Source organism: Pantoea brenneri, assembly GCF_038594305.1.
Lineage (GTDB): Bacteria > Pseudomonadota > Gammaproteobacteria > Enterobacterales > Enterobacteriaceae > Pantoea > Pantoea brenneri.
This window is the reverse complement of the sequence record NZ_JBCGBG010000003.1, coordinates 25234-51620: the sequence shown is the minus strand read 5'-3', so window position 1 is coordinate 51620 and position 26387 is coordinate 25234. Positions and strand designations below refer to the sequence as shown.

General features: G+C 55.9%; 26 protein-coding genes. 8 read left to right on the top strand and 18 right to left on the bottom strand.

Annotation, left to right across the window (positions count from 1 at the left end):
• Window positions 1-3 precede the first annotated feature (3 nt).
• On the bottom strand, window positions 4-558 hold the full coding sequence (ssb1, locus tag AABB92_RS13850; RefSeq protein ID WP_031375511.1) for a single-stranded DNA-binding protein SSB1: 555 nt from the start codon (window positions 556-558) through the stop codon (window positions 4-6).
• A 224-nt stretch (window positions 559-782) separates the two neighbouring features.
• Between ssb1 and uvrA the strand changes: the two genes are divergently transcribed.
• Window positions 783-3611, top strand: a complete 2829-nt coding sequence (gene uvrA, locus AABB92_RS13845; protein WP_046288556.1) for an excinuclease ABC subunit UvrA — start codon at window positions 783-785, stop codon at window positions 3609-3611.
• A 233-nt stretch (window positions 3612-3844) separates the two neighbouring features.
• Window positions 3845-4909 carry an NAD(P)-dependent alcohol dehydrogenase gene (locus AABB92_RS13840; protein WP_031375512.1) on the top strand — a complete coding sequence of 355 codons (1065 nt, stop codon included), beginning with the start codon at window positions 3845-3847 and terminating at the stop codon, window positions 4907-4909.
• 52 nt (window positions 4910-4961) lie between these two features.
• On the opposite strand, the gene AABB92_RS13835 is transcribed toward AABB92_RS13840, so the two are convergent.
• From AABB92_RS13835 to dnaB, 6 genes are all read right to left on the bottom strand, one after another.
• Window positions 4962-5285 (bottom strand): MmcQ/YjbR family DNA-binding protein, encoded by a 324-nt coding sequence (locus AABB92_RS13835; RefSeq protein ID WP_031375513.1) that lies wholly within the window; start codon window positions 5283-5285, stop codon window positions 4962-4964.
• On the bottom strand, window positions 5285-5704 hold the full coding sequence (locus AABB92_RS13830) for a secondary thiamine-phosphate synthase enzyme YjbQ (protein ID WP_031375514.1): 420 nt from the start codon (window positions 5702-5704) through the stop codon (window positions 5285-5287). The genes AABB92_RS13835 and AABB92_RS13830 overlap by 1 nt, the downstream gene beginning before the upstream one ends.
• Window positions 5705-5823: 119 nt before the next feature.
• Window positions 5824-7017: an amino acid aminotransferase gene (locus AABB92_RS13825; protein ID WP_152659106.1), complete on the bottom strand. Its 1194-nt coding sequence runs from the start codon at window positions 7015-7017 to the stop codon at window positions 5824-5826.
• 42 nt (window positions 7018-7059) lie between these two features.
• Window positions 7060-7674 carry a YitT family protein gene (locus AABB92_RS13820; RefSeq protein ID WP_046288554.1) on the bottom strand — a complete coding sequence of 205 codons (615 nt, stop codon included), beginning with the start codon at window positions 7672-7674 and terminating at the stop codon, window positions 7060-7062.
• A gap of 240 nt (window positions 7675-7914) precedes the next feature.
• Window positions 7915-8394 (bottom strand): Lrp/AsnC family transcriptional regulator, encoded by a 480-nt coding sequence (locus tag AABB92_RS13815; protein WP_031375515.1) that lies wholly within the window; start codon window positions 8392-8394, stop codon window positions 7915-7917.
• 129 nt (window positions 8395-8523) lie between these two features.
• Window positions 8524-9930, bottom strand: coding sequence for a replicative DNA helicase (dnaB, locus tag AABB92_RS13810; protein WP_031375516.1), 1407 nt, complete (start codon window positions 9928-9930; stop codon window positions 8524-8526).
• A gap of 96 nt (window positions 9931-10026) precedes the next feature.
• On the opposite strand from dnaB, the gene AABB92_RS13805 reads away from it, so the two are divergent.
• Window positions 10027-11010, top strand: coding sequence for a quinone oxidoreductase (locus AABB92_RS13805; protein WP_031375517.1), 984 nt, complete (start codon window positions 10027-10029; stop codon window positions 11008-11010).
• 207 nt (window positions 11011-11217) lie between these two features.
• On the opposite strand, the gene pspG is transcribed toward AABB92_RS13805, so the two are convergent.
• The 3 genes from pspG to AABB92_RS13790 all read right to left on the bottom strand — a co-directional run bounded on the left by pspG (window position 11218) and on the right by AABB92_RS13790 (window position 14014).
• Complete coding sequence (pspG, locus tag AABB92_RS13800; protein ID WP_031375518.1) at window positions 11218-11484, bottom strand: envelope stress response protein PspG; 267 nt, start codon at window positions 11482-11484, stop codon at window positions 11218-11220.
• A gap of 177 nt (window positions 11485-11661) precedes the next feature.
• A complete protein-coding gene (gene dusA, locus AABB92_RS13795) occupies window positions 11662-12657 on the bottom strand; it encodes a tRNA dihydrouridine(20/20a) synthase DusA (RefSeq protein ID WP_031375519.1) in 996 nt (331 codons plus the stop codon).
• A gap of 106 nt (window positions 12658-12763) precedes the next feature.
• Window positions 12764-14014 (bottom strand): conjugal transfer protein TraF, encoded by a 1251-nt coding sequence (locus AABB92_RS13790; RefSeq protein ID WP_031375520.1) that lies wholly within the window; start codon window positions 14012-14014, stop codon window positions 12764-12766.
• Between the two features lie 450 nt (window positions 14015-14464).
• Between AABB92_RS13790 and zur the strand changes: the two genes are divergently transcribed.
• Window positions 14465-14986, top strand: a complete 522-nt coding sequence (gene zur / locus AABB92_RS13785) for a zinc uptake transcriptional repressor Zur (protein ID WP_072051006.1) — start codon at window positions 14465-14467, stop codon at window positions 14984-14986.
• A 72-nt stretch (window positions 14987-15058) separates the two neighbouring features.
• Here the strand turns inward: zur and AABB92_RS13780 are convergent, their stop codons facing one another.
• The 4 genes from AABB92_RS13780 to AABB92_RS13765 all read right to left on the bottom strand — a co-directional run bounded on the left by AABB92_RS13780 (window position 15059) and on the right by AABB92_RS13765 (window position 17958).
• Window positions 15059-15271 carry a CsbD family protein gene (locus tag AABB92_RS13780; RefSeq protein WP_031375521.1) on the bottom strand — a complete coding sequence of 71 codons (213 nt, stop codon included), beginning with the start codon at window positions 15269-15271 and terminating at the stop codon, window positions 15059-15061.
• Between the two features lie 171 nt (window positions 15272-15442).
• Window positions 15443-16765, bottom strand: coding sequence for an MATE family efflux transporter DinF (gene dinF, locus AABB92_RS13775; RefSeq protein ID WP_031375522.1), 1323 nt, complete (start codon window positions 16763-16765; stop codon window positions 15443-15445).
• A gap of 104 nt (window positions 16766-16869) precedes the next feature.
• The gene (gene lexA / locus AABB92_RS13770) at window positions 16870-17484 is read right to left on the bottom strand and encodes a transcriptional repressor LexA (RefSeq protein ID WP_031375523.1); all 615 of its coding nucleotides are present in this window, start codon (window positions 17482-17484) and stop codon (window positions 16870-16872) included.
• Between the two features lie 105 nt (window positions 17485-17589).
• A complete protein-coding gene (locus AABB92_RS13765) occupies window positions 17590-17958 on the bottom strand; it encodes a diacylglycerol kinase (RefSeq protein ID WP_031375524.1) in 369 nt (122 codons plus the stop codon).
• Window positions 17959-18086: 128 nt separating this feature from the next.
• Here AABB92_RS13765 and plsB point away from each other — a divergent pair, with 128 nt between their 5' ends.
• Window positions 18087-20510, top strand: coding sequence for a glycerol-3-phosphate 1-O-acyltransferase PlsB (gene plsB, locus AABB92_RS13760; protein WP_031375525.1), 2424 nt, complete (start codon window positions 18087-18089; stop codon window positions 20508-20510).
• Between the two features lie 231 nt (window positions 20511-20741).
• Here plsB and ubiA read toward each other — a convergent pair whose 3' ends face one another.
• The 4 genes from ubiA to AABB92_RS13740 all read right to left on the bottom strand — a co-directional run bounded on the left by ubiA (window position 20742) and on the right by AABB92_RS13740 (window position 23426).
• On the bottom strand, window positions 20742-21626 hold the full coding sequence (ubiA, locus tag AABB92_RS13755; RefSeq protein WP_046288553.1) for a 4-hydroxybenzoate octaprenyltransferase: 885 nt from the start codon (window positions 21624-21626) through the stop codon (window positions 20742-20744).
• 11 nt (window positions 21627-21637) lie between these two features.
• Window positions 21638-22150, bottom strand: a complete 513-nt coding sequence (gene ubiC, locus AABB92_RS13750; RefSeq protein ID WP_031375526.1) for a chorismate lyase — start codon at window positions 22148-22150, stop codon at window positions 21638-21640.
• 86 nt (window positions 22151-22236) lie between these two features.
• The gene (psiE, locus tag AABB92_RS13745; RefSeq protein ID WP_031375527.1) at window positions 22237-22647 is read right to left on the bottom strand and encodes a phosphate-starvation-inducible protein PsiE; all 411 of its coding nucleotides are present in this window, start codon (window positions 22645-22647) and stop codon (window positions 22237-22239) included.
• Between the two features lie 71 nt (window positions 22648-22718).
• The gene (locus tag AABB92_RS13740) at window positions 22719-23426 is read right to left on the bottom strand and encodes a UTRA domain-containing protein (RefSeq protein ID WP_031375528.1); all 708 of its coding nucleotides are present in this window, start codon (window positions 23424-23426) and stop codon (window positions 22719-22721) included.
• Window positions 23427-23642: 216 nt separating this feature from the next.
• Here AABB92_RS13740 and AABB92_RS13735 point away from each other — a divergent pair, with 216 nt between their 5' ends.
• From AABB92_RS13735 to AABB92_RS13725, 3 genes are read left to right on the top strand one after another with little or no spacing between them, the layout of a single operon-like run.
• Window positions 23643-24704, top strand: coding sequence for an ABC transporter substrate-binding protein (locus tag AABB92_RS13735; RefSeq protein ID WP_031375529.1), 1062 nt, complete (start codon window positions 23643-23645; stop codon window positions 24702-24704).
• Between the two features lie 20 nt (window positions 24705-24724).
• Window positions 24725-25537, top strand: coding sequence for an alkaline phosphatase family protein (locus AABB92_RS13730; RefSeq protein ID WP_031375530.1), 813 nt, complete (start codon window positions 24725-24727; stop codon window positions 25535-25537).
• Window positions 25534-26379, top strand: a complete 846-nt coding sequence (locus AABB92_RS13725; protein ID WP_031375531.1) for an ABC transporter permease — start codon at window positions 25534-25536, stop codon at window positions 26377-26379. The genes AABB92_RS13730 and AABB92_RS13725 overlap by 4 nt, the downstream gene beginning before the upstream one ends.
• The last annotated feature ends 8 nt before the right edge of the window (window positions 26380-26387 follow it).

Sequence of the window (26387 nt, the reverse complement as noted above, 5' to 3'; positions counted from 1 at the left end):
GGATCAGAACGGGATATCGTCGTCAAAATCCATTGGCGGTTCGTTGTTGTTGCTGGCAGGTGCGCTCTGAGGCTGCTGCTGCGGACGGGACTGCGCGCCGCCGCTGAACTGATTATTGCTGCCCTGCGGCTGCTGTGGCTGGCCCCAACCGTTGTTGTTACCGCCGCCCTGCGCGCCGCCTGCTGATGCACCGGCGTTACCGCCCTGCTGACGGCCGCCCAGCATCTGCATGGTGCCGCCGACGTTAACCACCACTTCGGTGGTGTAACGCTCCTGGCCACCCTGATCCTGCCATTTACGAGTGCGCAGCTGGCCTTCGATATAGACCTGAGACCCTTTTTTCAGGTATTCACCCGCGACTTCAGCCAGTTTGCCAAACAGCACCACACGGTGCCACTCAGTGATCTCTTTGTTTTCACCGGTCTGCTTGTCGCGCCAGCTTTCCGACGTAGCCAGCGTAATGTTGGCAACAGCGCCACCATTTGGCATATAACGTACTTCCGGATCCTGACCCAGATTCCCGACAAGAATCACTTTGTTAACGCCACGACTGGCCATGTTGCTGTCTCCCGATGAGTTAATGCATACAGTCTAATCTATCAATTCTAACACGTCCTGCTGACTGTTTCCCACTTTAGAGCGGGGTTCCAATTTTAATCATCCGCCGCCAAAAGGCAAAGAGTACTGGATATTTATTCAGTCTATTTTTTGTGCCATAATGATGCGTTTATTCTGGCCGTGTCGGCAAGGCGCGGTGAGTGCTGCTAATCCGGGAAAGGTGAATGGATAAGATCGAAGTTCGTGGTGCCCGCACCCATAATTTGAAAAACATCAACCTGACCATCCCACGCGACAAACTCATTGTGGTGACCGGCCTGTCTGGCTCCGGTAAATCCTCACTGGCGTTTGATACGCTGTATGCGGAAGGTCAGCGCCGCTATGTGGAGTCGCTCTCTGCGTATGCGCGCCAGTTTCTTTCGCTGATGGAAAAACCGGACGTCGATCATATCGAAGGTTTGTCGCCCGCCATTTCCATTGAGCAGAAATCAACCTCACATAACCCGCGATCTACGGTCGGTACCATCACCGAGATCCACGACTATCTGCGTCTGCTGTTTGCCCGCGTCGGTGAGCCGCGCTGTCCGGATCACGATGTGCCGCTGGCGGCGCAGACCGTCAGCCAGATGGTTGATCAGGTGCTCTCTCAGCCGGAAGGCCGCCGCTTGATGCTGCTGGCTCCGGTGGTGAAGGATCGTAAAGGCGAGCACACCAAAACGCTGGAAAACCTGGCGACGCAGGGCTACATTCGTGCGCGTATCGACGGCGAAGTATGCGATCTCTCCGATCCGCCAAAGCTTGAACTGCAGAAGAAGCACACCATTGAAGTAGTGATTGATCGCTTTAAAGTGCGTGCCGATCTGGCAACCCGGCTGGCCGAATCGTTTGAAACCACGCTGGATCTCTCTGGCGGCACGGCGATCGTGGCGGATATGGATGACAGCGCGGCTGAAGAGTTGCTGTTCTCTGCCAACTTTGCCTGCCCGATTTGTGGCTACAGCATGAGCGAGCTGGAACCGCGCCTGTTCTCGTTTAACAACCCGGCGGGTGCCTGTCCGACCTGTGATGGGCTGGGCGTGCAGCAATATTTCGACCCGGATCGGGTAGTCCAGAACCCGGAGCTCTCGCTGGCGGGCGGTGCAATCCGCGGCTGGGATCGCCGTAACTTCTACTATTTCCAGATGCTGCGCTCACTGGCGGAACATCTCGATTTTGATATCGAAGCGTCGTTCGGCAGCCTGCCGGATAACGTGCAGAAAGTGATTCTGTACGGTTCCGGTAAAGAGACCATTGAGTTCAAGTACATCAACGATCGGGGTGACACCTCCGTGCGTCGCCATCCGTTTGAAGGCGTGCTGAACAACATGGAACGCCGTTACAAAGAGACCGAATCGTCAGCGGTGCGCGAAGAGCTGGCGAAATTTATCAGCAACCGGGCCTGTGCCACCTGCGATGGGACGCGTCTGCGTCGTGAAGCGCGCCATGTCTTCGTGGAAAACACCACGCTGCCGACCATCTCGGAGATGAGTATCGGTCATGCGATGTCGTTCTTTGAAAACCTGAAGCTCAGCGGCCAGCGCGCCCAAATCGCGGAAAAAGTGCTGAAAGAGATCAGCGATCGCCTGAGCTTCCTGGTGAACGTCGGCCTGAACTACCTGTCGATGTCTCGTTCGGCTGAAACCCTTTCCGGCGGTGAAGCACAGCGTATCCGTCTGGCCAGCCAGATCGGCGCGGGCCTGGTGGGCGTGATGTACGTGCTGGATGAGCCCTCTATCGGCCTGCATCAGCGCGATAACGAGCGCCTGCTCGGCACCCTGATTCACCTGCGCGATCTCGGCAATACGGTGATTGTGGTTGAGCACGATGAAGATGCGATTCGGGCGGCTGACCACGTGATCGATATCGGTCCCGGCGCGGGCGTGCATGGCGGCCAGGTCGTGGCAGAAGGCACCGTGGATGAGATCATGGCGCAGGAAGCGTCACTGACCGGCCAGTTCCTTAGCGGCAAACGTGAAATTTCCGTGCCGTCGCAGCGGGTTAAAGGCGATCCGGCCAAAGTGCTGAAGGTGACGGGCGCACGCGGCAACAACCTCAAGGACGTGACGCTGACGCTGCCGGTCGGGCTGTTTACCTGCATCACCGGCGTATCGGGTTCAGGTAAATCGACGCTGATCAACGATACGCTGTTCCCGATTGCCCAGCGCGCGCTCAACGGCGCGACCATCGCGGAACCGGCGGCCTATCGCGAGGTCACCGGCCTCGAGCATTTCGATAAGGTCATCGACATCGACCAGAGCCCGATTGGCCGGACACCGCGCTCTAACCCGGCAACCTACACCGGCATCTTCACGCCGGTACGTGAACTGTTTGCTGGCGTGCCGGAAGCGCGCTCGCGTGGATACAATCCGGGCCGCTTCAGTTTCAACGTGCGTGGTGGACGCTGTGAAGCCTGTCAGGGCGATGGCGTACTGAAAGTCGAAATGCACTTTTTACCGGACATTTATGTGCCGTGCGATCAGTGCAAAGGCAAACGCTATAACCGCGAAACGCTGGAAGTGAAGTACAAGGGCAAGAGCATCCACGAAGTGCTGGAAATGACCATTGAGGAAGCGCGGGAGTTCTTCGATGTGGTGCCGGCGCTGGCGCGTAAGTTGCAGACGCTGATCGATGTGGGTCTCTCTTACATCCGTCTCGGCCAGTCCGCTACTACTCTTTCCGGCGGTGAAGCGCAGCGCGTTAAGCTGGCGCGTGAGCTGTCGAAGCGCGGCACCGGTCAGACGCTCTATATCCTTGATGAGCCCACTACCGGCCTGCACTTTGCCGATATCCAGCAGCTGCTGGAAGTGCTGCATCAGCTGCGCGATCAGGGCAATACCATCGTGGTGATTGAGCACAATCTCGACGTGATCAAAACTGCCGACTGGATTGTCGATCTCGGTCCGGAAGGCGGCAGCGGCGGCGGTGAAATTCTGGTGGCCGGCACGCCAGAAACCGTGGCGGAGTGTGAAAAATCACACACCGCACGCTTCCTCAAACCGTTGCTGAACAAGTAATCTGTCAGGCCCGCCTCGTGCGGGCCTTTTTTTTACCGGCTGCCCATTCAGCCAGAGAAATGCAGGATCAGGCAAGATTCAGACACCTATAGGCATATACGCTTTTCGCTACGCTGACTATCCTTAAGCGGTTCCTCTTTGGCACGCCCTGCGCGTCGCCCTGTTTTCGCTGCAGCACACTGCTGCCGCACTTCACCGAAAAACACGCACGACACATCGAAACTGGAGACACCATGAATATTACGCATGCGTATGCTGCTCAGGATGCTAAATCCAAACTGGCACCGTTCGATTATCAGCCGCGTGAGCTTCGCGCTCATGACGTACAGCTTGAGGTCCTGTTCTGTGGCGTCTGCCACTCAGACCTGCATCAGGCACGTAATGAGTGGAAGAACACCATTTTCCCGGTGGTGCCTGGCCATGAAATCGTGGGTCGCGTTACTGCTGTGGGTCCACAGACTCAGAAGTATAAGGTGGGCGACCTGGTCGGCGTCGGCTGTATGGTCGACTCCTGCCGCAGCTGTCCAAGCTGTCAGGAAGGTTTAGAGCAGTATTGTGAAAATGGCTTTGTTGGCACCTATAACGGTGAAGATCGCGAAACCGGCGCCATTACCTATGGCGGTTACTCAACGGCGATGGTGGTGGATGAGAGCTTTGTGCTGCGCATCCCTGAAAACCTGGAACTGGCTGGCGTTGCGCCGCTGCTGTGTGCCGGTATCACCACTTACTCACCGCTGCGTCACTGGAATGTCGGTCCCGGCAAAAAAGTAGGCATCGTCGGATTGGGCGGTCTCGGCCATATGGGCGTCAAAATTGCCCATGCGATGGGCGCGCATGTGGTGCTGTTCACCACCTCGCCGTCTAAAATTGAAGACGGTAAACGCCTGGGCGCAGATGAAGTGGTGATTTCGAAAGATCCGGAGCAGATGGCACAGCACGCCAACAGCTTCGACTTCATTCTGAATACCGTGGCGGCACAACACGATCTCAACCCGTTCATTACCCTGCTGAAGCGCGATGGCAACATGACGCTGGTCGGCGCACCGGAGCACGATCACCCTGCGCCGCAGGTATTTAACCTGATCTTCAAGCGTCGCAGCATCGCCGGTTCACTGATTGGCGGCATTGCCGAAACGCAGGAGATGCTCGATTTCTGTGGTGAGCACGGCATCACCTCAGATATCGAACTGATTGCGATGGATCAGATCAATGAAGCCTACGAACGTATGCTGAAGAGTGATGTGAAATACCGTTTCGTTATCGATATCAACACATTGCGCAATCAGTCCGCCGCGTAATCGCTGCACCTTATCACCCTCTTCCAGCCGGGAGAGGGTTTTTTATTGCCGCCTATTTGACGGTCGCAATCTGATCAAAAGACGCATCAACCAGATAGTAGATCTGCGAATCTTTCAGTGAGCCATCAAGATACAGGGTGCTCCAGTGAGATTTGTTCAGATGCTGGCTGGGAAAAATGTCGTTATGCTCTTCGCGCAGTAATTCCGCCAGCGCCGGGGTCGATTTCAGTGAAACCGCGGGACGACCTTTCACCTCATGCACCATGGCAAACAGTACGCCGTTGCTTTTAATCTGAGTGGCTTTCCAGTCACTATGGACGCTCTGTTCCGCGCCCCGCTTGCTCATGCAATAGGTCAGTAAGTCTGAATTCGTCATTACGCTTCCCCTTGTAAAGTGGCGACAATTCGCCGCGCACCGCCATCAATGCGGTGTTCGCCCAGCCAGATCCCCTGCCAGGTGCCCAGCACCAGACGTCCGCGCTGAACCGGCAGTAACAATGATACCCCTAAGGTCGATGATTTAATGTGCGCTGGCATATCGTCACGCCCTTCGTAGTCGTGCTGATAAGGCGCATCTTCCGGAACGTGCCGCATAAAGTGCTGTTCCATGTCGCTGCGCACCGTCGGGTCGCAATTCTCGTTTAAGGTTAACGAAGCCGAGGTGTGCTGCAACAGCAGATGCAACAGGCCGGTGTTGATGTTACGCAAGGCGGAAAGCGCATCGACGATCTCATCAGTGATCAGATGAAATCCGCGTGGTTTCGCGCTAAGCGTCAGAATTTGTTGATGCCACATAGCTTTTTCCTGAAACGGTCTCCCGTTTAAGTGTGCAGCATGTCGGCGAAAGGTAAACCCTGCGGGCAAATAAAAAACCGCCGGGCTGGGCCGGCGGTTTTTACACAGCGGAACGGCGATTACATTACGGCAGCAAATGCTTCCGCAACCTGATGTACATTTCTGCTGTTCAGGCCGGCGACACACATCCGGCCGCTGCCGACCAGATAGATGCCGAACTCGTTGCGCAGGCGATCAACCTGCTGTGCGCTCAGGCCGGTATAGCTGAACATACCGCGCTGCTTCAGCAGGTAGTCAAAGTTTTTACCTGGCAGTGCGGTGTTCAGCACATCGACCAGCGACTGACGCATCTCCAGGATGCGTAAGCGCATCGCTTCTACTTCCGCCAGCCAGCTCGCTTTCAGAGCATCATCATTCAACACCCGTGCCACCACCTGCGCACCAAAATTCGGTGGGCTGGAGTAGTTGCGGCGTACGGTCGCTTTTAACTGACCCAGCACCCGGCCGGCTTCTTCTGCGCTGTCGCAGACGATAGACAGACCGCCGACACGCTCACCATACAGTGAGAAGATTTTCGAGAAGGAGTTGCTGACCAGCGCTGGCAGGCCCGCTGCGGCCACGGCGCGCAGTGCATACGCATCCTGCTGCATGCCCGCACCGAAGCCCTGATAGGCAATGTCGAGGAACGGAATCAGCTGCTGCGCCTTCAGCACCTCAACGGTCTGGTCCCACTGCGCATCGGTCAGGTCGGCACCGGTCGGGTTATGGCAGCACGGATGCAGCAGAACGATGCTCTGTTGCGGCAGGGTTTTCAACGCGCTGATAAATGCATCGAACCGCACGCCGTGGGTCTCTGCGTCATACCACGGATAGGTGTTCACCTCGAAACCGGCACCGCTGAAAATCGCCACGTGGTTTTCCCAGGTCGGATCGCTGACCCAGACCGCTGACTGCGGAAAATAACGTTTAAGGAAATCCGCACCGACTTTCAACGCGCCAGAGCCGCCCAGCGTCTGAATAGAGGCAATCCGGCCCGCCTGCAGCATCGGATGGTCGGCACCAAACAGCAGAGGCGCAATCGCGCTGCGGTAGCTGTTCAGCCCTTCCATTGGCAGATAGAGCGACGCCTGCTGTGGCTCAGCGTGCAGCTGCTGTTCAGCAGTCGCAACCGCTTTCAGCTGCGGGATGATGCTCTGCTCGTCATAGTAAAGCCCGATACTGAGGTTAACTTTGTGTTCGCGTGGGTCTTGTTTAAACGCTTCCATCAACGACAGAATCGGGTCGCCAGCATAGGCATCAACGTTTTGAAACACGGTGTAGGTCTCCATGAGTGGTCTTCGGGTAACAGAGTGTCATTAAACCAGGTAGCGTCCTGGACGGTGGTTCATCGCGATAATCAGATTAAGAATAACCGCGCCGCCAATCGAGGCGAGCAGAATCGGTACGCTCACCACAAACAGGGAGGCCAGCACCACGCAGGTATCCACCGCCATTTGCAGCTTGCCGGCGCGAATGCCAAAGCGATCCTGTAGCCACAGCGCCAGGATATTGATGCCGCCCAGGCTGGCTTTATGACGAAACAACACTATAAACCCGATTCCCATGATGACGTTACCGAACAATGTCGCATAGAACGGATCGAGGGCGGAAAAATGGACAAACAGCGGATGCAGATGGGTAAACAATGACACCAGCCCAACGGCACAAAAGGTTTTCAGGGTAAATTCCCAGCCCATGCGTTTTACCGCCAGCCAGTAGAACGGAATATTGATCAGAAAGAAGGCGCTGCCGAAGGATAACGGCGACAGGTAGCTGATCAGAAAAGCGATGCCCGCCGTACTGCCGGTCAGCGCGCCCGCCTGTTTCAACATAATGACGCCGAACGAAACCATCAGGGTGCCAAGCACAATCGCCAGTGCATCTTCAATGCGGGAATGGGGAATGCGGGCGGGTTCTGCAACGTTATCCATGGAGTTATCTCAGTGCAAATGATGCGGTTCAGATGCAAAAAACGCACCATACCGGCAGCCGATGACGGCCACCGGTAGGGTGCCAGCGATTATCCCATTGATATCTAAGGCGCTTTATTGCAGGGTTTTGTGCAAAAAACTTCGAAAAACCGTTAATTCATGCACAAATGTTTGTTCTGGTGCGTATTACTTGCATTATTTACCGCAGTGATGCACCAAAACGGCACAGGACGCACCTTTTTAGCGCGTCTTGTGTTCTGGAATCATCATCAGCCCGTTCTCTTTCAGACGTCCCAGCACCACCGAGGTTTTTACATGAGAAACGCTCTGGTGGCCGGCGACCAGCTGGCTGATTAAGGCGCTGAGCGAATTGAGATCGGCCACCGCCACTTTTAACAGATAATCGGCATCACCGGTGGTTTTGTAGGCGTCGACAATCGCCTCTTCCTGCTCCACCATCCGATGAAAACTGTCGACATATTCGGCAGTATGATTAATTAACCGCACCTCGATCAGCCCGACCATACCCAGCCCAATCGCATCCGGTGACAGCCGGGCGTGGTAGCCAAGGATAAGGTTGGCCTGCTCCAGGTTGATCCGGCGGCGTGAGCATTGTGACGCCGACAGGCCGACTAAATCGCTCAACTCCTGATTGGTCAGGCGGCCATTAGATTGTAATAAAGTCAGGATCTTAAGGTCGTAATCGTCTACGTGAGTCATTCCGTTTCCACAGCGTTATTGGCATCGCTTTGTTACAGATAACCCGATAATCGGCGGGGTTGTCCAACACTATTTTCTGATGACGGGGGCTGTCATGCACAGATCGTGCATGACAGCACAAAGAAGGGATTATTCGTCGTCGTATTGCGGACCCGCGTAGTTATCGAAACGCGACCACTGTCCGTTAAAGGTCAAACGCACCGTGCCGATGGGACCGTTACGCTGTTTACCGAGGATGATCTCGGCGATCCCTTTAAGATCGCTGTTTTCGTGGTAAACCTCATCGCGATAGATAAACATGATCAAATCCGCATCCTGCTCGATCGAGCCCGATTCACGCAGATCCGAGTTCACCGGCCGCTTATCGGCACGCTGCTCCAGCGAGCGGTTAAGCTGCGACAGCGCCACCACCGGCACATTCAGCTCTTTGGCTAACGCTTTCAGTGAGCGCGAGATCTCGGCGATCTCCAGCGTACGGTTATCCGACAGGGAAGGCACGCGCATCAGCTGCAGGTAGTCGATCATAATCATGCTTAAGCCACCGTTTTCACGGTAGATGCGGCGGGCGCGCGAGCGCACTTCGGTCGGCGTCAGGCCAGAAGAGTCATCAATGTACATGTTCTTCTTCTCCAGCAGGATGCCCATGGTGCCGGAGATACGCGCCCAGTCCTCATCATCCAGCTGGCCAGTACGAATACGGGTCTGATCGACCCGCGACAGCGAAGCCAGCATACGCATCATGATCTGTTCGCTGGGCATTTCGAGGCTGAAAATCAGCACCGGTTTGTCCTGCAGCATCGCGGCGTTTTCGCACAGGTTCATCGCGAAGGTGGTTTTACCCATTGAGGGACGCGCGGCGACGATAATCAGGTCAGAGCGCTGCAGGCCCGCGGTCTTCTTGTTCAGATCCTGATAGCCGGTATCCACGCCGGTGACGCCATCGTGCGGCGTCTGATAAAGCGATTCGATACGTGAGACGGTCGCCTCAAGGATCTGCTCAATATTTTTCGGGCCGGCATCCTTACTGGCACGCGCTTCGGCAATTTTGAAAACGTTGGATTCGGCGAAATCCAGCAGCTCTTCGCTGTTGCGGCCCTGCGGATCGTAGCCAGCATCGGCAATCTGGTTGGCGACCGAAATCATCTCACGCACCACCGCACGTTCACGCACGATGTCTGCATAAGCGCCGATGTTAGCTGCGCTGGGGGTATTTTTCGCCAGTTCAGCAAGGTAAGCAAAGCCGCCAGCCATCTCCAGCTCGCCGCGGGTTTCCAGCGATTCAGAGAGAGTGATCAGGTCGATTGGCTTGCTGTTTTCCAGCAGCCGCTGCATCTCGGAAAAAATCAGCCGATGCGAGCGGTTGAAGAAATCATTGGCGACCACGCGCTCGGAGACGTTGTCCCAGCGCTCGTTATCCAGCATTAACCCACCGAGCACCGATTGCTCCGCTTCCAGCGAATGCGGGGGCATTTTCACGCCTTCCAGCTGGCGATCCTGCGTTTCGTTCGATTTGTTGGTGGGTTTATTTCCTGCCATAGTGAATGCATTACCGATGTTCTGTGGGGACGCGCAAGTATACCTCAGTTGGGGTGCGCGCCTCACCCTCATGATGAAACAATCACAGGAGTCAGAATGGCAAAGCGTATTCAGTTCAACGCGCACGGCGGTCCGGACGTTTTACAGTGGGCTGATTTTGAACTTGCCGATCCTGCCGGTAATGAGGTGCAGGTAGAAAATCGCGCCATCGGCATTAACTACATCGATACCTATCTGCGCAGCGGGCTCTATCCGGTGGCAGCCTTCCCGTCCGGTCTCGGTACCGAGGCGGCGGGCGTCGTTACCCGCGTCGGCCGTGACGTGACGCTGTTTAAGCCTGGCGATCGGGTGGTCTATTGTCAGGCAGCCCTCGGCGCCTACAGCGAAGCGCACAACGTAGCAGAAGATCGGCTGATGCACCTGCCCGACGCGATCGGCTTTGAGCTGGCGGCAGCCAGTTTTCTGAAAGGGCTGACCACTCAGTATCTGCTGCGCCAGACCTATAAAATCAAAGCGGATGAGACCTTCCTGTTTCATGCCGCCGCCGGCGGTGTCGGGCTGATTGCCTGCCAGTGGGCAAAAGCGTTGGGCGCGCACCTGATTGGTACCGTCGGTTCGGCTGAAAAGGCGACGCTGGCGAAGAATGCCGGTGCCTGGGCAACAATTAACTATCGCGAAGAGGATATCGCCGCACGCGTCAGCGAGCTTACCCAGGGGAAAAAGGTTGGCGTAGTGTATGACTCGGTCGGTAAAGATACCTGGGAAGCATCGCTGGACTCGCTGCGTCGTCACGGTCTGATGGTCAGTTTCGGCAACGCTTCCGGCCCGGTGACCGGGGTTGATCTGGGCATTCTGAATAAAAAAGGCTCACTGTTTGTTACCCGCCCGTCGCTGTTCGGTTACATCACTAACCGTCAGGAGCTGGAAACCGCCAGTGCCGAACTCTTTTCGCTGCTGGCCAGCGGCGCGATCAAAGTGGACGTGCCGGAACAGCAGAAGTTTGAATTGAAGGAGGCGGGCAAAGCGCATCAGATGCTGGAAAGCCGCGCTACTCAGGGGTCGAGCCTGCTGATTCCCTGACCATCGGCAACGCCGTCTGGCATACAAAAAGGGCTTCCCGCAGGAAGCCCTTCTCTTTTTTTATTTTCGTTCGCGCTGGTGTAGGGACAGCGGCGATGAATTCGTTTCGACTCAACGACGACTATCCTGCCAGAAAACATAAGTAAAAAATATGTTTAATTGCAGATATCGTCTAAGCAAAACGTCACACTGTGATCATCTACGCATTTAACGCCAGCCTTTTCGGTCTAAGTTGTTGATCTTACGCTTTAGCTTACGCCATTCTCGCGTGTTGCGATCGCCGAAATAGGCGCGATGCAGCCAGACCGCGACCACTGCCAGCACCAGCCACGGCAACACTTTGATAACAAGTGCAAACAGTCCACCGACGAACATTACCAGCGTGGCGACCACCAGCGCAGCCAGTACGCCGAGCAATGAAACACCGGTAAGCAACAGCATCAGGAAAAACCCCAATACAAATAAAATTTCCACGTTAGCGCTCCTTATTGAGACTCATTGTGTCAATCTTTACAAGAAACGTGCCAATGTTTAACTGCTTGTTTTACCTGACAACAGCCCGGTGTGGCTATCCTGCAAGCAGTCAAAATAACCAAAAAATGGCGCAAAAAAAACCAGCCGTTGCGGGCTGGTCTCCTGGGCGCAGGTCGATCAGGCTTCCTGCGGGATTTTGTCCGCCACCAGTGCCAGTGCAGCTTCCAGTACGCGCACATCCGCGCCTGGTTTGTGGGCATTTTCACTCAGGTAGCGTCGCCACTGGCGTGCACCCGGAATCCCCTGGAACAGACCGAGCATATGACGTGTCACATGGCCCAGATAAGTGCCCTTCGCCAGTTCGGCTTCAATATAGGGGTACATGGCGCGGACCACCGCCACCGGATCAGCCGCCGGATGCTGACGACCAAACAGTTGCTGGTCCACCTGTGCCAGAATGCCGGGATTTTGATAGGCTTCACGCCCCATCATGACGCCATCAAGATGCTGCAGGTGGGTTTGCGCCTCTTCCAGCGTTTTCACACCGCCGTTAATCGCCAGCGTCAGGTGCGGGAAGTCCCGCTTCAGCTGATAAACCCGTGGATAATCAAGCGGCGGAATTTCGCGGTTCTCTTTCGGGCTGAGACCTGATAGCCAGGCTTTACGCGCATGAATGATAAACGTCTCGCATCCACCGCGCTCGGCCACTGTCCCGACAAAATCGGTCAGAAACTGATAGCTGTCCTGTTCATCAATCCCGATGCGCGTTTTCACCGTCACCGGAATCGACACCACATCACGCATCGCTTTGATGCCGTCAGCAACCAGATCGGCTTCTGCCATCAGGCAGGCCCCGAAGCGGCCATTCTGCACCCGGTCAGAGGGGCAGCCGACGTTCAGGTTCACTTCATCGTAACCGCGCTGCTCTGCCAGTCGGGCGCAATGCGCCAGCGCAGCGGGATCGCTGCCGCCCAGCTGTAAGGCGACCGGATGTTCATCCTCGCTATAGGCCAGGTAATCGCCCTTACCATGAATAATCGCGCCGGTGGTCACCATTTCGGTGTAGAGCAGCGTATCGCCGGTCAGCTGGCGATGAAAATAGCGGCAGTGGCGATCGGTCCAGTCGAGCATCGGGGCAATCGAGAAACGTTGCGAAGAAACAGTATCGGTCATGAAGCGCAGATAATCCGGTAAATGAGGGTGATTGAATTCTGTGCAAGGATAACACAAGGGCGGGCGATAGTGCATCGCCCGCCCCGAACTGCGGTATCAAAGAAGATCAGAAATTGAAGCCCAGCTGCATCATCGCGCCCCAGGTATTGTTCGCCCCGACCGAGCCAGCCAGATCCAGATGCACCGCTTTATTAAACGGTGACAGGCCGAAACCGGCGGTTGCGACGTTTTCATCGTTCGAACGCATATCCGCACGATAACCGGCACGTAACTGTAACCAGTCGAGCACCCGATATTCCGCACCGACCGCCGCATACTGGCTGTTTTCCTGCGTTTTGAAACGCTTGGTTTCAGTCAGGTCGACATCGCCGGTCACGGTGAACGGACCTTTATCCCAGGCCAGACCGGTGGTGACCAGCGGACGGATCTGGTAAGTATCACGGAAGCCGTTGACCTCTTTGGTCTGCAGATCGCGGGATACCAGGTTTTGACCGGTGATGCCCAGCGTCCAGTTTTCAGCAAACGTGGTCGCCAGACCGGCATCAACGTTAAAGCCGGTGTCCGTGCTGCGATACTGGCTATTGTTGATGTCACTTTTGTCGTAGTTGTAAATGCTGGCGGTGTAGTTATACAGCCAGGTTTTTTGCAATTTCGGCGTGACGCCTACCGACACCGGCTGACCGGCAATGGTGAACTCATGCGCCAGTGCGACGCCATAATCGGTGACCAGCGCCGCCAGGCCGTTGGCGCTGGAGCGCAGATTGTCCTGATCGCCCGGACGCGGAAGCACCGTGCCGTTAGCTACGCCGCGCAGATAGTCGATATCGCTCTGGACCACATTGGCTCGCACATGAGCCGATCCATAGGCTTTGGTGATAAAGGCGAAAGGCAGCGTCTCGTTGGGAATAGTGACCGCCAGCGCCACCCCGGCGTTGCCGTCCGCTTTATTGCCACGCAAATCACTTAACTGGTTAGCGACATCGCCTGAAGCAGCGCGCACTTCAGGATAGCCACGCAGATAATCGGCAAAGGTCAGGTTGCCGATCACCTCGCGGTAGCGATCAACGGTATCGGTGATGTCATCCACTTTGTCGATCAGGTGATCTTTGTCGGTGACCTGAATACCGGCTGAAGGGAAAATAATACTGACGCTATCGTCGGGTTTAGCTCGCGTCATCAAAGCCGGGTTGGCCAGCACGGCTGAGCCATAAAGAGAAGATGCGACGCCGGTTCCGCTCATGGCGTCATTGCGTGCATCATACCAGGTCCCCGCCGCCATGGCGGAAGAAGAAAGGAAAAGCGCGTTCACTACAGCGGTGTACTTCAGCGCTGAGCGTTGAGCGGATTTTTTCACCATTTGCCTGCCATCACCTGAGAAAATGCCGTTGAAACATTCAACGACTGAATAGTTTGTTAGCCCTATTGTGAACCCTGGCTAACGCGTTATTGCTGTGAATTCAAAGGAAACAGTCGCTTAATTCAAAGGATTGGATGTTTTCCAATCAATAAAACTTTATTTTTGTTCAAAATACCCGGTAATAAATAAAATAATACCAGACATTTCTTAAGTCTTGCTGAACATTACTTCTTAACTCAGTGAGATGCAAAGCAAAAGCGCTGAAAAGGCCACCTTAACCGGTCGGCGAGTGGATCTGATTGGGTGCCGATAGCGGCCTCTCCTGATGCTCACACAGCGTTTTTAATCGACCACCGGCCAGAATTTGCTGTTTTATCAGGCAAAAACCAACCTCTGCGCCGCGAAAATTTGTGTGATAAAATAACATCACTTATCCAGCGGAGAGTTTCCATGTCAAACATGACGTCACAGCAAATAATGACCCAGGCGGAAAAACTGTGCCTGCAGCGCGGCGTGCGTCTGACATCGCAGCGGGCTGAAGTGTTGCGATTAATGGCTGAGCAGCCAGGATCGATCAGCGCTTATGATCTGCTGGATCAACTCAGGGTTAGCGAACCCCAGGCCAAGCCTCCTACGGTCTATCGGGCGCTGGACTTCCTGCTGGAACAGGGCTTTATCCACCGGGTGGAGTCCAATAATAGCTACGTAATGTGTCACCATTTCGAGGCACCGGCACACACCTCGGTCATGCTGGTGTGTGATCGCTGTGCGGCGGTAACCGAAAAGCAGGCGCAGGGAGTAGAGAAGATTATCGCCACACTGGCTGGTGAGGCACAGTTTGCCCTGCGTCATAGCGTGATTGAAGCGCATGGATTATGTGAGAATTGTGTCGAAGTCGAAGCCTGCACCCATCATGAAAGTTGTCAGCACGATCATCAAAGTGAGGGTAAAAAGCGGGGAAAACGCGGGTAATGTGCACATCCTTGTGCGGTTGCCGGTATGAGCGTACCGGCGGGTAGGAGCTTTATCCGTAAATCTTTGTGATTACCAACGGTAATCTTTGTTCTGACCTTCCCAGTCCGTTACTTCACGCTCTGCATCTTCTTTCGCATAGCCGTAACGTTCCTGAATTTTTCCGACCAGCTGATCGCGTTTGCCTTCGATAACCTGCATATCATCGTCGGTCAGCTTGCCCCATTTCTCTTTTACTGTGCCTTTGAACTGCTTCCAGTTGCCGCTCGCTTGATCTTTATTCATGGCAGACCTCTATGTCATCCTTTGGTTACATCATTTATCTTGAAAGAAAACAAAATGACGATATAAAGCGCTGATTCACTGCGCTGCTTACGGTTAATTGTAGTAGAAGATTTTAGGTTTGCCGGAACAATACAGAATAATCTGTAGCCGGAGGACATCAGATGCCAGCTATCAGGCGTTAAACCAGCTGTTCTGCTGCCAGTGTTTACGCCAGATCAGCCACAGCGACAGGCCACGCAGCGCCAGGAAAACGGTGACCGCCAGCCACAAGCCGTGGTTGCCCAGCTGCGGGACGCTAAGCAAGGTCAGGAAGTAACCAAGTGCCGCCACCATCATGCTGTTACGCATCTCCCGGCCGCGGGTTGCACCGATGAACATGCCATCCAGCAGATAGCACCAGACGCCCGCCAGCGGCAGGATCACCTGCCATATCAGATAGCGATCGGCCGCCTGTTGCAGCTGTTCAATCGAGGTCAGCAGCGCCACGATATGCGAGCCGAAACACGCATAAATTACTGAGAACATCAGAGCCACCACCAGCGCCTGTCGGCAGGCAGAATCCCAGACGCGCAGCAGCCTGCTGCCATCTTTCGCGCCATGCGCCTCACCGGCGAAGGCTTCGACTGCGTAGGCAAAACCATCCAGCGCATAGGCGGTAAAGGTGATAAACATCAGCAGCACGGCGTTCACCGCCACCACCTGCGGACCGATACGTGCGCCCAGCACGGTCAGCGAGGCAAAACAGAGCTGCAGCATTAACGAACGCAGCATAATGTCGCGATTAAGACGCAGTAGCCGCTGAATATCGCCGCGCCAGCTCTGCTTCAGCATTGCGGTGGTGATGCCACGTAGTTTCAATACCCGCCAGACCATCACTGCCCCGACGACCAGCGTTATATACTCCGCCAGCGCGGTCGCGGTTGCCGCGCCTGCCACTCCCCAGTGCAGCCCCATCACCAGCCACAGATCGAGCACAATATTGACCAGATTGCCGATCACCAGCAGGATGACCGGCGCACGCGCGTACTGCACGCCCAGCAGCCAGCCAAGGATCACCAGATTTGCCAGGGTGGCGGGCGCACTTAACCAGCGGATCTGAATAAACAGTGCCGCCTGTTGCAAAACTTTGGGATCGCCGCCAATCAGATCGGCCGCCAGCGTAGTAATCGGCGAGCGCAGGCAGATGAACAGCACGCCAGCCAGCAGCGCAATAATTAAAGGCTGGGTCAGCGCACGTGCCAGCGCCATTTTATCGCCGGCACCAAAAGCCTGCGCCGTCAGGCCGGTAGTACTCATCCGAAGGAACAGCAGCAGCATGAAGAGGAAACTGGTGACTGTCGTGCCGACCGCAACCCCGCCCAGATAGACCGGGCTGTCGAGGTGACCAATGACAGCAGTATCGACCACCCCCAGTAAGGGAACGGTGATGTTAGAAAGGATCATCGGCAGCGCCAGCCGCCAGAGGTTTTTGTCGGTAGCCGTTAAAAAACGCATTCGCAGTTCCGTGCTCGGTGTCGCTGCAGAGAGGGGAGCAGCAGCGACAAAATTAGGGCAGACAGAATAGCATCAGACGCTACGAATGCGCGGTTATGTCAGACTCAGAGCCATTCGCCGTTGCGAACCACACCGACCGCCAGACCTTCTACCGTCAGCGACTGGGCGCGCGTATCGACAATGATCGGCTCAAAATCACTGTTTTCAGGCAGCAAATGCACAATAGCACCCTGCTTCTTCCAGCGTTTAACCGTCACTTCATCATCAATACGGGCCACAACAACCTGGCCGTTGCGTACGTCCTGGGTTTTATGTACCGCGAGCAGGTCGCCATCCATAATCCCGATATCTTTCATCGACATTCCACTGACGCGCAGCAGAAAATCGGCAGAAGGTTTGAACAGGCCCGGATCCACTTTGTAATGGGTTTCGATGTGCTCCTGCGCCATGATCGGCTCACCGGCAGCAACCCGGCCAATCAGCGGCAGACCTTCAGATGCTTCTTCTTCCATCAACAGGCGAATACCGCGAGAGGCGCCAGAGACAATCTCAATCACCCCTTTGCGTGCCAGTGCCTTCAGATGCTCTTCTGCCGCGTTCGGCGAGCGGAAACCCAGCTGCGCGGCAATTTCTGCACGCGTAGGCGGCATGCCCGTTTGAGTAATATGGTCGCGAATCAGGTCATAGACCTGCTGCTGCCTGCTGGTTAATGCTTTCATCCCGCCCCCTGGTTGTTTATACAGTCGCTGTGAGTATATACAGGTATTGGTGAAATGGAAACCGATTCTCAGGCAAAACGCGCCATCTGGCGCGTTGTGGAAGGCTTATCGCAAATGCGACCAAAGCAGCGCGATCCAGACAAACAGTGCCAGTAAGATGCTGATCAGCACCGCCGCCGAGCCCATATCCTTTGCCCGTCCGGCTAAAGGGTGGCGCTCCTGGCCAATACGATCCACTACCGCCTCGATGGCGCTGTTGAGGATTTCAACAATGACCACCAGCACCACTGCCCCGATCATCAGGATGCGAGAGACAATATCGACATCCAGCCAGCAGGCCACAATAATGGCCACCAGCGCGGCCAGCGCCTCCTGGCGGAAAGCCGCTTCGTGTTGCCAGGCGGCACGCAGGCCCTGCCATGAGTAACCTGCGGCTTTTACTATTCTTACAAGACCCGTGGCATTATTTGCCATATAAGTGGAACCCTTTCATCGGATTGACGTCAATGTCTGGGCTGCGTGCAAATGGCACCACCACAGATCTTCGCTGCGCTTTCTGGTATGCTTGCGGCGCTTTGCTAACAAGAGGCTTCATGTTGTCTATGTCAGGTTGGCGTAAACTTTATTACAAATTACTGAATTTACCACTGTCGTTTTTGGTAAAGAGTAAGGCCATTCCGGCCGATCCCGTTTCTGAACATGGTCTGGACCCGACCCGGCCCATTATGTACGTTTTGCCTTACGATTCGAAGGCTGACTTACTGACTTTACGCGCGCAGTGCCTGCGGCATCATCTGCCCGACCCGCTTTCTCCGCTGGAGATTGATGGTTCGCTGCTGCCGCGCCACGTTTTTATCCACGATGGCCCGCGTGTGTTCCCCTATTTTGTGCCCAGCGTCGAATCGGTGAAGATTTTTCACGATTATCTGGACCTGCATCGCAATAACCCCAAGCTGGATATCCAGATGCTGCCGGTGACGGTGATGTTTGGCCGGGCGCCTGGTCGTGAGGTTCAGGGCGAAGATACGCCGCACCTGCGGGTGCTGAACGGCGTGCAGAAATTCTTTGCGGTGATCTGGCATGGACGCGACAGTTTTGTCCGTTTCTCGCCGACCGTTTCGCTGCGCCGCATGGCAACCGAACACGGCACCGACCAATCAATCGCCCAGAAACTGGCCCGGGTGGCGCGCATTCATTTCGCCCGCCAGCGGCTGGCGGCGGTTGGCCCACGCTTACCGGCACGTCAGGATCTGTTTAATCGTCTGCTGCAATCGAAAGCGATTGAAAAAGCGGTTGAAGATGAAGCGCGCAGCAAAAAAATCTCCCATGAAAAAGCGCAGCAAAATGCGGTTGAGATGATGGAAGAGATCGCGGCAAACTTCTCCTATGAAGCGATTCGCGTCACCGACCGCGTCATGGGCTGGCTCTGGAGCCGGCTCTATCAGGGCATCAATGTTAATGGCGGCGAAAAAGTCCGTCAGCTGGCGCAGGATGGCCATGAAATCGTCTATGTGCCGTGCCATCGCAGCCACATGGATTACCTGCTGCTCTCTTACGTGCTTTATCATCAGGGACTGGTGCCGCCGCACATTGCCGCCGGTATCAACCTCAACTTCTGGCCAGCCGGACCGATTTTCCGTCGTCTGGGCGCGTTCTTTATCCGTCGTACCTTCAAAGGCAACAAGCTGTATGCCACGGTGTTCCGTGAATATCTTGGCGAACTGTTCACCCGCGGTTACTCGGTTGAATACTTTGTCGAAGGGGGACGTTCACGCACCGGTCGCCTGCTCGATCCGAAAACCGGCACCTTAGCCATGACCCTGCAGGCGATGCTGCGCGGGGGGAATCGCCCGATCACCCTGGTGCCGATTTACATTGGCTACGAACATGTCATGGAAGTGGGTACTTACGCCAAAGAGCTACGCGGCGCGGCGAAAGAGAAAGAGGGCTTCATGCAGATGGTGCATGGCTTACGTAAGCTGCGCAACCTCGGCCAGGGCTACGTTAACTTTGGCGAACCACTGCCGCTGGTTAACTATCTCAACAAGCGCGTGCCGGAATGGCGTGAGTCGATCGATCCTATCGAACCGCAGCGTCCAAGCTGGTTAACGCCCACCGTGAATGACATCGCGGCGAGCTTAATGGTACGCATCAATGAAGCGGGCGCGGCCAACGCCATGAACCTGTGCGTCACCGCGCTGCTCGCCTCACGTCAGCGCTCACTAACCCGCGAACAGCTGATTGAGCAGCTTGAGTGCTATACCCAGCTGCTGCGTAACGTGCCTTATTCAGCCAACGCCACGGTGCCCGATCTCTCGGCAGAGGCGCTGCTGGATCATGCAATGGGCATGAATAAGTTTGAGAGCGAGAAAGACAGCATTGGCGACATCATCATCCTGCCACGTGAGCAGGCGGTGCTGATGACCTATTATCGCAACAACATTCACCACATGCTGGTGATGCCGTCGCTGATTGCCGCTATTGTGCAGCAGCATCAGACCATGAGCGAAGCCGAGTTGTTGCGCCAGGTGAGTCTGATCTACCCGATGCTGAAGAGCGAACTGTTCCTGCGCTGGCAGACCGATGAGCTGCCGCAACTGCTGACCGAACTCTGTCAGGAGCTGGCGCGTCAGGGACTGATTACGCTTGAGGCTGGTCAGCTGCGCTTTACGGCGGCGCGCTACCGTACGCTGCAACTGCTGGCGGCCGGGGTGCGAGAAACGCTTCAGCGTTATGCCATCACCTTCTCTATTCTTAGCGCCAAGCCAGCCATTAACCGCGGGACGCTGGAAAAAGAGAGCCGCACACTGGCACAACGTCTGTCAGTGCTGCACGGTATCAACGCGCCGGAGTTCTTCGATAAAGCCGTCTTCACCTCACTGGTGCTGACGCTGCGTGATGAAGGGTATATCAGCGACAGCGGTGATGCGGATGTCGCGCAGACCCTGGCGACCTGGCACATTCTGGCCGATCTGGTCACCAGCGATGTACGCATGACCATCGAAAGCGCCGTGGCCCACGACTAAATGCCCTGCGCAGTAAAAAGGCGACCCCGAAAGGTCGCCTTTTTTGTGCCTGAATGATGTTGCAGCCTAATCCTTTCCTGCCTGACTCGTTGCCTAATCCTTTCCTGCCTGACTCGTGGCCTGATCCTCTGCTGCCTGACTCGTTGCCTGACTGCGCGCCAGGTACCGTTGCGCTGAATCGCGTCGGGACTTAGCCCGCCTGCAACCCGCCCGGCCTGTCGATCACCACGATCACAACAGCTGGGTAAACGGCGGGGTGTTCATCAGCACACCGAGGAACAGCACCAATCCGACATAGTTGTTGTTGAGGAAGGCTTTAAAGCAGGCAGGGCGTTCACGCTGGGCGATCAGCGTTTGCTGGTAAATAAACAGGCCAGCTGCCAGCAGTAGCGTCCCGTAAAACGCCACGTTGAGCTGCAGCAACATGCCAACCCATGCCATCAGCAGCAGCGTTGCCAGTTGCAGCAGGCCGATTATCAGCTTGTCGAAACGGCCAAACAGAATCGCGGTCGACTTAACGCCAATCTTCAGGTCATCGTCGCGATCCACCATCGCGTACTGGGTGTCATAAGCCACCGTCCAGCAAATGTTGGCGCAGAATACCAGCCAGCAGACCAGAGGTAAGGACTCACTAACTGCCGCCCAGGCCATCGGAATCGCCCAGCCAAACGCGGCCCCCAGCACCACCTGCGGCAGATGGGTATAGCGCTTCATAAACGGATAAACCCAGGCGAGCGCCAGACCGACGACCGAAAGCAATATCGTCATCAGATTCATGGTCAGCACCAGCGCAAACGCCACCAGCGCCAGCCCGGCAAATAACAGTTTGGCTTCTCTGGCACTGACCGCGCCGCTGGCTAAGGGCCGATGCTTTGTCCGCTCAACATGCCCATCCACCTTACGGTCAGCAAAGTCGTTAATGACACAGCCGGCTGCACGCATCACGAAAACGCCGGCAACAAACACCAGCAGCACCGGAAGCGGCGGGATCGCCATATCAGCCAGCCACAAGGCCCACAGGGTGGGCCACATCAGCAACAGGGTGCCGATCGGCTTATCAATGCGCATCAGACGGCTGTAGGCCTGCCATTTATTGATGTGTAAGCTCTTTTCCACCACAGATTTCCTCAGGCCAGATCGCGATAAAGCGGCGAAGCCGGTAAAAACAGTTCCGTCAGCAACAGCGGTTTGCCGGACAGCCGCAGACGTGAGCGGCGTCCCCACAGCGCTTCAACCTTGCCCGGTTCGATAAAATCACGGGTCAGGGTTGAAGAGGAGAACAGATAACGCCCCAGCGGGCGCGTGCCCAGCTGTTGAAGCATCGCCTCAGGACCATTCAGGGTACTTTCCGGCACCAGCGTGCGACCCGCCAGCCAGGGTTCACCGTCGCCGAACAGCAGCACTTCCCGCAGCCAGAAGCGTTTGTCGTCCGGTAAAAAGGCTTTTTCCTCTCCCAACTCGCTGGCATCAATAAAGCCTTCACGTACCGGCTCTACGGTAACCTGCTGGCAATGCTGCTCAAAACGGCGCGTCATGGAGTCTTCTTCCATCAGCCAGTCGAGCAGGGACGGCGCAAGCGTAGCCTGCGTCGATGAAAGCCAGTTGATCGCACGTAATAAGCTGAGCGCGTCTTGCGACATAGCACCACTCCCAAAAATTTTCAGGGCGTCAGTTTAGCGCAGAGTCGCGGCATGAACACCTGCCGTCGTTACCGACGGCAGAGGGTTTATTCGCGTTTGAGGCGGTTGCTGTTCGCCAGCCACAGCGTCACCACCAGAATCAGGATCGCGGCGGAGTAGCAGAGGGTATCGAAAGGATTTTTATGATCGACAATAATCAGGCGAATAATTGCGGTAATGCCGATATAGACAAAATAGCGTAACGGGAAGTGATAGCCAGACTGAAAATACTTCACAATCAAAGCGATAAACTCAAAATAGAGGAAATAAATGACAATTCCCTCTATCAGCAGATAGGACGAAGCCTGTTCACCGGTGCTGAACAGCACGTTAGCCAGGTGAATGGTTTCTTTGCCGAGAAAGACGATAAGGATAATCGCCAGGCTAAGCAGACCCAGATTCAGCACCCATTGCAATACGGTCGCAAGGTGGCGGGCCAGGGGATTCTTGTCACTCATGTAGCGCCTTAGAAAAGAGTTAATAGCGAACGCTATCATGCGTTAGTGTGACCTGAATCACAATATGGCCCTCAGGCTTCGACATCAACACACAGCGCATCGTAGCGCCAATATTCACAGTCGCAGTCAATCACCTGTTTTAGCCGATCGCGATTAATCCGGGTAATCAGCAGGCCCGGACTGCCAGGCGCGACGTTCAACGCCGGCGCGGCGATCTCGGGCAAAGGGCCGGGCAGAATGGTAAAGCGCGCCCCGCCGTAGCGAATACCGTAGCGCTGGTCATAGAGATCGGTCAGTGAACGGGTAAGATCTTCATCCAGCAGGCCGGGGAAAAAACGCGGATTAAGGTAATGTTCAACGTACAGCACCGCCCGTCCGTCAATGCGCCGCAGGCGGCGAATGCGGTAAACCGTTGATCCCGGCGCCAGCAGCAGCGCTGTCGCTATCTCGCCCTGCACCGCGACCTGTTCAGCCGCGATCACTTCGGTGGTCGCCTGACGCCCCTGTTCCGTCGCCATGGCATGAAAATGGCTGTGATGCAGCGGGTTATAGATCAGTCGTGGCGGTGCGATAAACCAGCCACGGCGCAGTTCACGGTAAATCATTCCCTGCGCCTCCAGCTTGCCTAACGCTTCACGCAGGGTAATGCGGGTGGTGCCAAATGCCTCGCTCAGGGCCCGTTCCGCAGGCAGTCGCCCGCCGCTGAACTCACCAGCCTGTATGCGGCTCAGCAACGCGCTGGCGATCACGTCCGCCGTTTTGAGTGCTATCGACTCCACAACAGTAGCCTCATTTTGGTGCGATTCCGCACTGTAACCGTTCAGATAAACGTCCCGGACCCTGCCTGCCGCGGTGGGACGCTGCTGGCTTGCTATCTGCTATCCGCTACGCGCCCTCGCTTTGTCATAAATCGTTCATATACAGGGGCTACATTGGCTCGGTTCTTGCTGGACTAGACCAGCCAGGCCCATCAACTTACACCCGGAGCAACTGAGATGAAAGCGTTTATCGCCTCTGTAGTAGCCAGTGCTGTAGTGCTCGCCCTGCCCGTTGCGCAGGCTGCCGATAACGACCTTGCCGCGCTGGAAAAAGCCGCGCGTAGTGAAGGTCAGGTTAACAGCGTCGGCATGCCGGACAGCTGGGCCAACTGGAAAGATACCTGGAACGATATCAGCAGCAAATACGGTCTTAAACACAGTGATACCGATATGTCGTCCGCCCAGGAGCTGGCGAAGTTTGACGCTGAGAAAGAGAACGCCAGCGCCGATATCGGTGATGTAGGCGCGGCATTCGGCCCGGTGGCGGTGGCGAAAGGCGTTGCTCAGCCTTATAAACCGAGCCACTGGGATCAAATCCCCGACTGGGCCAAGGACAAAGACGGTAATTGGGCGCTGGCCTATACCGGCACCATTGCCTTCCTGATCGACAAGCAGCAGGTTAAAGATATTCCGCATAGCTGGGCCGATCTCAAAAAAGGTAAGTATGTGGTTACTATCGGCGACGTCGGCGTGGCTGCTCAGGCGGCCAATGGCGTACTGGCTGCAAACTACGCTTTAGGCGGCGATGAGAAGAACCTGAAACCGGCGCTGGCCTTCTTTGCTGACCTGGCTAAACAGGGCCGGCTGGGCGTCACCGATCCGGTGATTGCCAACATTGAAAAAGGCGAAGTACAAATGGCGGTGGTGTGGGACTTTAATGGCCTGAACTATCGTGACCAGATCGATAAAAATCGTTACGAAGTGGTGATCCCGTCTGACGGCTCCGTGACCTCTGGCTACACCACCATCATCAACAAATACGCGAAGCATCCGAATGCCGCCAAACTGGCGCGTGAATATATCTTCTCAGACCAGGGTCAGATCAATCTGGCGAAAGGTTACGCCCGACCAATCCGTGCCGAGCATCTGACCCTGCCTGCCGATGTTCAGGCTCGCCTGCTGCCGCAGTCTGAATACAAAAATGCCCGTCCAATCCACGATCAGGCCGCCTGGGATAAGTCCTCGAAAATGCTGCCGCGTCTGTGGCAGGAAAATGTCGTCATCAATATGCAGCAGTAAATCGCGGCAAGGAGAACGGAATGAAGACTATCCTGGTGGTGCTGGACGGGTTGAGCAATCAGGTCGCGCAACATGCAATGGGCTATCTGCACGCCGAATGTGCGCAGGGTAACGGTCACTATTACCGTCTGACCTGTGAACTGCCGTCGCTGTCGCGCCCGCTCTATGAGTGCATTCTGACCGGCGTTACGCCGGTCAGAAGCGGTATTATTCATAACGGCGTCAACCGCTTAAGCCGCGAGCGCAGCGTATTTCACTATGCGCGCGCTGCCGGGCTGACCACGGCCGCCGCCGCCTACCACTGGGTCAGTGAACTGTATAACCGGACGCCGTTCGTGGCGGCGCGCGATCGTCATACTGATGCGCCGGAGCTGCCGATTCAGTACGGACATTTCTACTCTGATGATAGCTATCCCGATTCACACCTGTTTGAAGATGCCGAAAGCCTGCGGCTGCGCCATGATCCGCACTTCCTGCTGATTCATCCGATGAACATTGACGATGCCGGCCATAAATCCGGCCTCTCGTCACCGCAATACCGCAATCGGGCGCGGATAGCGGACGGCCTGCTGTCGCTCTGGATGCCGCGCTGGCTGGCCGAAGGCTATCAGGTGATAGTGACTGCCGATCACGGCATGAACGACGATCGCTCACACGGTGGCATTCTGCCGGAAGAGACTCAGGTGCCCCTGTTCGTTTTCGGTGCGGCTTTCTCGCTGCAACCCGACCTCCTGCCACAGCAGACCGACCTGTGCGGCACCCTGTGTGAGCTGCTTGGGGTGCCCCACGATAAGCCGCTCTGTCGCGGGCTGCTGGCGGAGCAGCGTGCATGAAGGGAAAAGTGTTAGCGCTGTTTCTGCTGCTGCCGTTTGCCCTGTTCTGGATTGCCTTTCAGCTCGCCCCGCTGCTGTGGATCACTATCAATAGCTTCTGGAGCGAGATGAACACGCGCTGGGGCTGGGACAACTATGTCGACATTCTGAGTTCGCCGTTTTATCAGCAGGCATTTCGTTTTTCGCTGGATATCTCTTTCTGGTCAAGCGTGTATGGCTTACTGATTGCGCTGCTGACCGGCTATTCGCTGCATCAGCTTGGCGGCGGTCGCCTGCAGCGCTTCCTGATTTCGTTCACCAACATGACCAGCAACTTTGCCGGCGTGCCACTGGCGTTCGCCTTTGTGATCCTGCTGGGGCTGAACGGTTTTCTGACGCTGCTGCTGCGTCATTATGGAGTCATTGACGCGTTCAGGCTGTTTTCACGTAACGGTATGGTGCTGGTCTACACCTGGTTTCAGATCCCGCTGGGCGTGCTGCTGCTCTATCCCGCTTTTGATGGGCTGAAGCGCGAGTGGCAGGAATCCGCCGCCCTGCTGGGTGCCAGCCGCTGGCGCTACTGGTGGCATATCGGCCTGCCGATTCTGTTTCCGGCGCTGCTGGGGACTTTTGTCATTCTGCTGGCCAATGCGCTCGGGGCCTATGCCACCATTTATGCCCTGACCACCGGCAACTTTAACGTGGTGCCGGTCCGTATCGCCGCGCTGGTGTCCGGTGATATCTCGCTCGATCCCAACACCGGCAGCGCACTGGCGATGCTGCTGGTGGCGATTATGGCGCTGATCACCCTGATACAGCAGTATCTGGTGCGCCGTAGCTACCTCAACGCCAGACAACCATGAAAGGAGCC

Excerpts from the sequence above, each read along its gene's own strand:
- AABB92_RS13780 (WP_031375521.1), bottom strand. The coding sequence starts at position 15,271 with ATGAATAAAGATCAAGCGAGCGGCAACTGGAAGCAGTTCAAAGGCACA.
- AABB92_RS13840 (WP_031375512.1), top strand. The coding sequence starts at position 3,845 with ATGAATATTACGCATGCGTATGCTGCTCAGGATGCTAAATCCAAACTG.
- zur (WP_072051006.1), top strand. The coding sequence starts at position 14,465 with ATGTCAAACATGACGTCACAGCAAATAATGACCCAGGCGGAAAAACTG.
- AABB92_RS13735 (WP_031375529.1), top strand. The coding sequence starts at position 23,643 with ATGAAAGCGTTTATCGCCTCTGTAGTAGCCAGTGCTGTAGTGCTCGCC.
- AABB92_RS13815 (WP_031375515.1), bottom strand. The coding sequence starts at position 8,394 with ATGACTCACGTAGACGATTACGACCTTAAGATCCTGACTTTATTACAA.
- AABB92_RS13820 (WP_046288554.1), bottom strand. The coding sequence starts at position 7,674 with ATGGATAACGTTGCAGAACCCGCCCGCATTCCCCATTCCCGCATTGAA.
- dinF (WP_031375522.1), bottom strand. The coding sequence starts at position 16,765 with ATGCGTTTTTTAACGGCTACCGACAAAAACCTCTGGCGGCTGGCGCTG.
- psiE (WP_031375527.1), bottom strand. The coding sequence starts at position 22,647 with ATGAGTGACAAGAATCCCCTGGCCCGCCACCTTGCGACCGTATTGCAA.
- plsB (WP_031375525.1), top strand. The coding sequence starts at position 18,087 with ATGTCAGGTTGGCGTAAACTTTATTACAAATTACTGAATTTACCACTG.
- AABB92_RS13830 (WP_031375514.1), bottom strand. The coding sequence starts at position 5,704 with ATGTGGCATCAACAAATTCTGACGCTTAGCGCGAAACCACGCGGATTT.
- AABB92_RS13765 (WP_031375524.1), bottom strand. The coding sequence starts at position 17,958 with ATGGCAAATAATGCCACGGGTCTTGTAAGAATAGTAAAAGCCGCAGGT.
- AABB92_RS13725 (WP_031375531.1), top strand. The coding sequence starts at position 25,534 with ATGAAGGGAAAAGTGTTAGCGCTGTTTCTGCTGCTGCCGTTTGCCCTG.
- AABB92_RS13790 (WP_031375520.1), bottom strand. The coding sequence starts at position 14,014 with ATGGTGAAAAAATCCGCTCAACGCTCAGCGCTGAAGTACACCGCTGTA.
- AABB92_RS13805 (WP_031375517.1), top strand. The coding sequence starts at position 10,027 with ATGGCAAAGCGTATTCAGTTCAACGCGCACGGCGGTCCGGACGTTTTA.
- ubiC (WP_031375526.1), bottom strand. The coding sequence starts at position 22,150 with ATGTCGCAAGACGCGCTCAGCTTATTACGTGCGATCAACTGGCTTTCA.
- lexA (WP_031375523.1), bottom strand. The coding sequence starts at position 17,484 with ATGAAAGCATTAACCAGCAGGCAGCAGCAGGTCTATGACCTGATTCGC.
- uvrA (WP_046288556.1), top strand. The coding sequence starts at position 783 with ATGGATAAGATCGAAGTTCGTGGTGCCCGCACCCATAATTTGAAAAAC.
- AABB92_RS13835 (WP_031375513.1), bottom strand. The coding sequence starts at position 5,285 with ATGACGAATTCAGACTTACTGACCTATTGCATGAGCAAGCGGGGCGCG.
- dnaB (WP_031375516.1), bottom strand. The coding sequence starts at position 9,930 with ATGGCAGGAAATAAACCCACCAACAAATCGAACGAAACGCAGGATCGC.
- ssb1 (WP_031375511.1), bottom strand. The coding sequence starts at position 558 with ATGGCCAGTCGTGGCGTTAACAAAGTGATTCTTGTCGGGAATCTGGGT.
- AABB92_RS13730 (WP_031375530.1), top strand. The coding sequence starts at position 24,725 with ATGAAGACTATCCTGGTGGTGCTGGACGGGTTGAGCAATCAGGTCGCG.
- dusA (WP_031375519.1), bottom strand. The coding sequence starts at position 12,657 with ATGACCGATACTGTTTCTTCGCAACGTTTCTCGATTGCCCCGATGCTC.